Annotated in this window: 8 protein-coding genes and 4 pseudogenes; 2 read left to right on the plus strand and 10 right to left on the minus strand. The window is 59.6% G+C overall.

Translation table 11 applies throughout. The annotated features are described in order from the left end of the window. Window positions 1-24 precede the first annotated feature (24 nt). From BMZ83_RS15300 to BMZ83_RS15315, 5 genes and pseudogenes are all read right to left on the minus strand, one after another. Window positions 25-1,242, minus strand: coding sequence for an RNA-guided endonuclease InsQ/TnpB family protein (locus BMZ83_RS15300; protein ID WP_074880669.1), 1,218 nt, complete (start codon window positions 1,240-1,242; stop codon window positions 25-27). Between the two features lie 127 nt (window positions 1,243-1,369). Then, window positions 1,370-1,468, minus strand: a pseudogene (locus BMZ83_RS17425) (MarR family transcriptional regulator); the annotation flags it as partial. A gap of 61 nt (window positions 1,469-1,529) precedes the next feature. Further along, window positions 1,530-1,901 carry a DUF6166 domain-containing protein gene (locus BMZ83_RS15305; protein WP_074880693.1) on the minus strand — a complete coding sequence of 124 codons (372 nt, stop codon included), beginning with the start codon at window positions 1,899-1,901 and terminating at the stop codon, window positions 1,530-1,532. 62 nt (window positions 1,902-1,963) lie between these two features. Next, window positions 1,964-2,257 (minus strand): annotated as a pseudogene (locus BMZ83_RS15310) (SWIM zinc finger family protein); the annotation flags it as partial. Window positions 2,258-2,316: 59 nt separating this feature from the next. After that, entirely contained in the window at window positions 2,317-2,712 is a 396-nt protein-coding gene (locus BMZ83_RS15315) for a DUF7567 family protein (protein ID WP_074880675.1), read from the minus strand. Window positions 2,713-2,949: 237 nt separating this feature from the next. Between BMZ83_RS15315 and BMZ83_RS17540 the strand changes: the two are divergent. Next, window positions 2,950-3,070 (plus strand): annotated as a pseudogene (locus BMZ83_RS17540) (DUF7342 family protein); the annotation flags it as partial. Between the two features lie 8 nt (window positions 3,071-3,078). Here the strand turns inward: BMZ83_RS17540 and BMZ83_RS15320 are convergent. The 4 genes from BMZ83_RS15320 to BMZ83_RS15330 form a co-directional block, all read right to left on the minus strand. Next, complete coding sequence (locus tag BMZ83_RS15320) at window positions 3,079-3,528, minus strand: hypothetical protein (protein WP_074880678.1); 450 nt, start codon at window positions 3,526-3,528, stop codon at window positions 3,079-3,081. Beyond that, a complete protein-coding gene (locus BMZ83_RS15325) occupies window positions 3,525-4,037 on the minus strand; it encodes a winged helix-turn-helix domain-containing protein (protein WP_074880681.1) in 513 nt (170 codons plus the stop codon). Before BMZ83_RS15325 ends, BMZ83_RS15320 begins: the two co-directional genes overlap by 4 nt. A gap of 349 nt (window positions 4,038-4,386) precedes the next feature. Beyond that, a complete protein-coding gene (locus BMZ83_RS17025) occupies window positions 4,387-4,524 on the minus strand; it encodes a hypothetical protein (RefSeq protein WP_166623258.1) in 138 nt (45 codons plus the stop codon). Window positions 4,525-4,526: 2 nt separating this feature from the next. Next, entirely contained in the window at window positions 4,527-5,072 is a 546-nt protein-coding gene (locus tag BMZ83_RS15330) for a type II toxin-antitoxin system death-on-curing family toxin (protein ID WP_074880684.1), read from the minus strand. A gap of 340 nt (window positions 5,073-5,412) precedes the next feature. On the opposite strand from BMZ83_RS15330, the pseudogene BMZ83_RS15335 reads away from it, so the two are divergent. Next, a pseudogene (locus BMZ83_RS15335) lies at window positions 5,413-5,967 on the plus strand (transposase); the annotation flags it as partial. Between the two features lie 29 nt (window positions 5,968-5,996). Here the strand turns inward: BMZ83_RS15335 and BMZ83_RS17145 are convergent. Then, window positions 5,997-6,238, minus strand: a 242-nt coding sequence (locus BMZ83_RS17145; RefSeq protein ID WP_343123907.1) for a transposase, incomplete at its 5' end; no start/stop codon positions are given.

Raw genomic sequence — 6,238 nt, forward strand, 5'->3', positions numbered from 1 at the left:
GAGGCTTTCGCGTGGACTCCCGTTCTATGCCTCACCCGAAGCAGGGGGCACGTACTCCCCACTCACGTTCAACGTCCCGCGATTCAAGCGCACATCTACGGGTGCGCCTCCACCGTCTGCGTTTTGCCGACGACGGAGATACTGCAAACCGATGTTCTTCGCGGCGTTGTAATCGGCGTGGTTCTCATACCCACACTGCTGACACTCGAAGCCCTCGCCGTGGCGATTATCGTCGTGGGTAAACCCACACGTCGAACACCGATTCGACGTATTTCGAGGGTCTACCTGTACGGTTTCGACGCTGTGTTCTTTGGATTTGTATTCGACGTACTCGTAGAGGCGTCGGAACGCCCAGACGTGTTGCCACGTCGCTTCAGGAATGTTCCCCCGAATGTGGGTCAAGTCCTCGAACACGATGTGCGAACAGTCGTTCTCGACGGCCTCCTCGATAAGTTCGTTCGCCACCGTGTGCAGGTGTATCTCGAAGCGGCCAGACTCTTTCTGTCCGACCGACTCGATGTTCTCGTGGGCGTGGCGAGAGCCACACTGCTGAAGCGACCCACGGCGTTTCTCGTACTCTCGTCGCCAGTGGTTGAACTCGTCTGCCGACCAGAATCGTCCCGTCGAAGCAACAGCGAGGTTGTTCACGCCCAAATCCACATCAAGGACTGTTCTGTGCTTGGACTCGGATTCAGGTGCTTCCTCGTCTGCCTCGACTTTCCGCATCGAAGCGTGGAGATACCAGTCACCATCGCGGTACTGCAAGTTTGCCATCCGAAACTCGAAATCCTCGTCAGAAACGTACTTGGCGGGTGGTGACTCCGGGTCGTCGGGGAGAATGTAATCGCACTCGACGCGCCCGTCTACGGTGGACAACGATACGTGATCTCGGTGGAACGTCGCGCTTCGCTTATCGTACACCGCGCTATCGGCAGAAAAGTGCGGTTGCGACGTGTTCTCGCCACGTTTGAGGCGTTCGACTCCGCTTTTGACGGCTTCGACTGTCCGTCGAACCCCTTTCTGGACGAGATTCGCGGTAAGGTCAGTTTCGTCGCGGAGTCGGTCGTAGAGGGCGCGTTCGGCTTTGGCTTTCGAGGTGACGTGGTAGCCGTCGTCGCCGTGCCAGCACCACTCGCTCGCGGTGTTGGCGCAGTGTTTGAACTGCTCGACTGTCTCTCGAAGGGAGGCGTCCGCCCCTTCGGGAGTGTCGAGTTTGATGACGGCGATACGACGGTACTCCACTGTGTTTTCACATATACGGACGAAGTTACTTATACGTCGGGGAGTCGCCCCGCCATCGTAGCATGGTTTGTTTCATCTGGTGTCTGCTTCCTTCCCGACCTCAAGGGTCGGGGCACCCGCCTCGTACCGCCTGTGAATACCCCGTTTCAGTTGCGAGATCGTCTGGCGTCGCTTCGCGGCCGATACTCAGTGCGTCGATTACGGTGAGTCCGGCCTTTGAGATCATCTGCGTAAACTCTGACACCTAGTCATATAAATACGTTTCTTGATTTTGGTTGACGCCATCGCTAGTCGTCGGGGAGCCACTGCTCGATCTCCCCAGCCGGAAGCGTCCACGTTCCATCAGGGCCCGTACACGCCAACTGGCTCACGACCTCCCGCTTGAATGCCTGATAGTGCGCACGGGCGACCTCCGGGTCATCGGTGTAGTCGAGCAGGATCGCGAGGGCGAGTTGGGCGGGACCGCTCCCACCGTATCCCCACTCGAAGCCCGAAGGGCTGTGGCTCACGACCTCGAGACTCCGACTGGGTGTGAGTTCCTGCCCGCCGGGATACGTCAGCACGCGGACGCCGCCCCGAACGCGCGTTCCCACGTACCGAACATCGGTTGTCTCGGTCGTCGACTGTGCCGTCGCGTGGTCGTCGATCGTTCCACTCATCGGTCTCTCGGGAGGCAAGTCGCGCACTCCCGCACCCCTCTCTGAGGGTGAAAAAATCACGGGCCGCAGTCGCTGACGGCCTGCATCGCCGTCGCGATGTCGAGGATCCTCGGGCGGATTGCGACGGCGACGCGATGCTTGCACGGGTCGTCGGACGTTTCGTCGGCGGGACACGTACAGCTGACCGGGAGGCCGTCGACGACCGAGACACGGTACTCGTGCTTGGCCGGGTCGAGGTGGCTTTCGTTGCGAACCCGGACGTCGCCGGCCTGCAGCGAGAACGCGAAGGCTTCGTACTGGGCGCGTTTGCGCACGCGATTCGACAGATCGAGTCGGGCGAGTGGTGGCTCCTCCATCGTGAATACAGGGCAAATGGGTGGGTTGTGGTCGACCTGAATGCGGGTCGTCGTGGTTCCTACGCCAGGTGGGCGACTGCGTCTGGCTCGTCGGCGTCGTCGAACTCGCCACGCTCGACCGGCTCCCAGTCCTCCCCAGGCGCTGGACTCCACCAGTCCACCTCGTAGGCACCTGGCGCACCGAGGATCTTCGCTCGCGCTGAACCCTCCGGGAGGTCACGACGCAGTGTCTCGTCAACGTGGAGGTTCCACGTCGTGTCGGTGGTGAAGCGCGCGATGGCGGCGTCCTCGTGGCCACGTGTCTCCAGTGGCTCCTGCAGTTCGACCTGCGTGTTGCAGTGCTTGCAGAACACGCCCTCGAAGGGAATGTGGCTGAACACCTCGTGTCCGCAGACCGGACACCAGAGGAACGCGAACAGTGCCTCACTGTGGCGGTCAAGTACTTCCAAACTCATCGATGAATCAGACCCGATCAGTCCGGGCCACTCCCTCGTGCCCGGCCGAAAAACAACACCCTACGCGGGCTCATCTCCTCACGGTTCGCCATCGAGACAATGTACGAGAGGACTTCTCACCCTCAGCCGGGACAGTCGTCTCACCCTGTACAGACTACGTGGATTTCTAAGACATCTCGACGTTCACTGGGACAAAGCTCCCTCATCGTTCAGTAGGTCGGCCAGCACGTCCCGGTCGTAATCACGCACTGGGAGAAGAATCTGGAAGATCGCCGGCTCATCAAGCACGCGTTGGCGCTCTACTCGGATATCGAAGCCGCTCGCGACCAGATTCGACGTTGCTGACCGAACGATGCGCAAAACCGCTTACGGCGGGTTTGAGGCGCTATTCAGCTGGTCGACGTCGTCGTTCTCGTACGCCGCTCGCCACATCGCATGCACGGCACGCGTCGCGAGTGAGACCTCGGTGACGTCGATACAGGACGGTTCGGCGTCCGTTGTCGCGGCCTCGGGCGGCGGGTGGAAATGAATCTCGGGAGAGTGTGTATTCGGGTGGCGGTCGAAGCGCCAATTGACGTCGTCGCTATCGACGTAGTGGAACGAATACATCCCCAGTTCGCTCCACTGGATATCGAGCCGAGCGCTCTCGGCGTCGCCGAGCCCATCACTGAGACTGATCTGCAGTTCCGTGGGGGCCACGACGTCGTCGTACGCCGTGGCGTCGACGAGTAGTTCGAGTTCGAGCCACAGGTCACGAATCCGCTGGAGCGCTGGCAGATAGATCGACCCGAACTCGCCGGCACGGTCATCACTCACCTTGCAAGCTGGTGGCTGGCCTCGTCGTAGGCGAGTGCGGCTTGCGCGACGGCGAGATTCTGCCGCGTCGTGCGCCACGCGGTGAGGTCGTCCCAGCCGTCCGTTTCGCCGGCCTCGAGTTGCTGGGCGAGTTCTTCCGGGGACACCACGTCGTACCGGTCCTCGTAGCGCCGGATTTCGGCCTTCATCTCCTGAATGCTGTCAAGCAATTCCGACTGCTCGACTTCGTCACGTAGCTCGCGGATCCGGGACATCAAGATCCGGTCGCTGTTGCGCTTGTACAGCGTTGTTTGGCCATCCTGGTCAGTCTCGGCGAATCCGGTGTTTACGAGCGCCTTGCAGTGGCGACGCGCCGTCGGCTCACTCACGAGCGCGCGGTCGGCGATTTCGGCCGCCGATTGCCCGTCGTGGGTCTGTTCGACGATTTCGTACACCCGCTCGAACGGCGTGGTGTCGTCTTTCCAGTCCGCTTTGACCTGCTCGTTGACGTCGTCCCACGTCTCGGGCATACTGGGTGCTACTTACTAGAGCCGAGAATAGTTTTCTCAGAAAATCATCCTTTCTTCAGCTTGCCGATGAGGCTACTTGTTCCTCTAAAGTCTCTCGGTGCGTCCGGACAGTCGCCGCTGAAGCGTTCACCACGTCTATGGCCTCGGATTGGGTTGGTATCGGTCCTGCTCGTGGCCGGTCTTCAAAACTGCTTCAGGATCATGACTCGAGGCTTCTCGCAGATTTGGATCGGTCCTTCGGGTGCTGTACCTACTGTACTCTACATTAGTTTTGTTGCGGTGGGTGGTGGAGGAAGCTACGCAGGTAGTAATGAAGAACGAGTGACCGCCGAGACTACTGGCCGCAGCCCTATTCGGTGGCGAGCTCCTCGTAGATTTCCTCGTGTTCGTCGAGGTCTTGGCGGCCGAGGAACCGAATGAGATACTGCCGTGCCTCCTCAGGAGACATCTCGTCGGGAACCTCGGGCTGCTCACTTTCAGCGGCCATCCTTACTCCTCACTATGGGGGTCGTCGTCATAATCGTTCGGTTTGGTGGATTCCTGATCGACTGTGTCGTGCTCCGTGGGTAGCTGGTCTGTACTCTCAATATGTGCCAGCCACAGGTTGATGGTTGCCTCGTACTCCGGGGCAAGCGGCTCTGTATGCGCTCGTAGATACTCGATTACGTCGTCCTCATCGACACCAGCCTCATCCGTGGCGAGTGACTTCAGAATCTCCTTGATTGTCCGATCATAGTTGAAGCGCAGCCCATTCAAGGCGTAGAAAATGCGAGTCGACATGAGCGCCGTTCGCTTGTTGCCATCGACGAATGGATGGTTCGCCGCAACCAGCCGCAGCAGCTGGAAGGCTTTCTCGTGGAGCGACTCGGGTACCTGACCGAAATGGCCCTCCTGAATATGTTCGACGGCGTATTCAATATCGCCTGCTGACGAGACACCCGCGGTTGTCTCCGCATTTGACTCCACGATCAACTCGTGGATGTCACGGATGTCAGCAGCTGAGAGATAGCTGATTGACTCCGGTTCCTCGTCCATTATCGGTATCCTCTACGACAATCCATATCTAACCTCTGCTTTCTGCAGATCTCCTTCGATTCCGTATCGTACTCTTGACACCCACTTTATGCTCATCGTCCTTTGGTCATGTTCACCCATAATCTGTCTTCTCTAGAGCGCTCGTGCGCTCGCACCCCTTTGGGGCGTAATAAACTCCCCCGGGTCGCGAACCTCTCTGGTTCTCTGATAATGGTGGACCGGTGAGTACGGTCGTGGCTGCGCGCGCAGCGACGGCAGGAGCGAGCACGGAGCGGAGGGTGGGGCGGTGGGGTCTGGGCCGGTCCGGCACACAGCAAAAAAAGGAGGCTACGCCGACTGGCTATCGAAAGGCTCGAACCTCAAAGACCACTTCTCAGACTTCCTCCTCTGCGAGTACCAGACCCGCCCCGACGTTGACCTCTCGGAAGTCAACTCGGTGCAGAACATTCGGGCAGTCTGGAACGGTGACGAATGGGAGTTGCACTTCGTCTGCAAAGTCGAACTCGAAACACTCGACTCAGCAGGCGACGGCGTGGCAGGCATTGACCTTGGCATCACGAACATCGCCACGGTTGCGTTCCCCGGTGAATACGTCCTGTATCCTGGCAACTCCCTCAAAGAGGACAAGCACTACTTCACGCGAGCCGAGTACGACACCGAAGGGGAAAACGGCCCGTCTGAGAAGTCGATGTGGGCACGTCGGAAACTCGCTGACCGCGAGACACACTTCTACCACACGCTGACAGGCGCCATTATCACAGAGTGTGTCGAACGCGGTGTCGGCACGCTCGCAGTGAGTTGGCCCGAAGACGTGCGTGAGTTGGATTGGGGGAAGACCGGCAACAAGAAGTTGCACTCGTGGGCGTTCGACCGCATCTACCAGTACCTCGAATATGCTTTGTTGAATCCGATGACGGCGTCGGGTCACTGTTTGAGTGCTTGTTCGAGGTTGTAGACTGCGGCGGTCAACACGAGCTCGCGGAACTCGCGGTACCATACGCGAGGGTGGACAGCGGGGCCGAACCGACGCTTGATGGCCGAAAAGGCGGTCTCGGCCATCCAGCGCTGGCCGTATAACTCGCTGTCCAACCGTGCGTTGTGTGCGTGATCGTAATGTGCGAACAACCGGTGGCGCAGCAACGGCCGGACGCCCTCTGACCGGAGGG

It is taken from the genome of Halolamina pelagica (assembly GCF_900115675.1).
Taxonomy (GTDB): domain Archaea; phylum Halobacteriota; class Halobacteria; order Halobacteriales; family Haloferacaceae; genus Halolamina; species Halolamina pelagica.

Bases quoted from the DNA above. Each gene is read 5' to 3' on its own strand.
- BMZ83_RS15330 (WP_074880684.1), bottom strand. From the start codon at position 5,072: ATGGACGAGGAACCGGAGTCAATCAGCTATCTCTCAGCTGCTGACATC.
- BMZ83_RS17025 (WP_166623258.1), bottom strand. From the start codon at position 4,524: ATGGCCGCTGAAAGTGAGCAGCCCGAGGTTCCCGACGAGATGTCTCCT.
- BMZ83_RS15325 (WP_074880681.1), bottom strand. From the start codon at position 4,037: ATGCCCGAGACGTGGGACGACGTCAACGAGCAGGTCAAAGCGGACTGG.
- BMZ83_RS15305 (WP_074880693.1), bottom strand. From the start codon at position 1,901: ATGAGTGGAACGATCGACGACCACGCGACGGCACAGTCGACGACCGAG.
- BMZ83_RS15315 (WP_074880675.1), bottom strand. From the start codon at position 2,712: ATGAGTTTGGAAGTACTTGACCGCCACAGTGAGGCACTGTTCGCGTTC.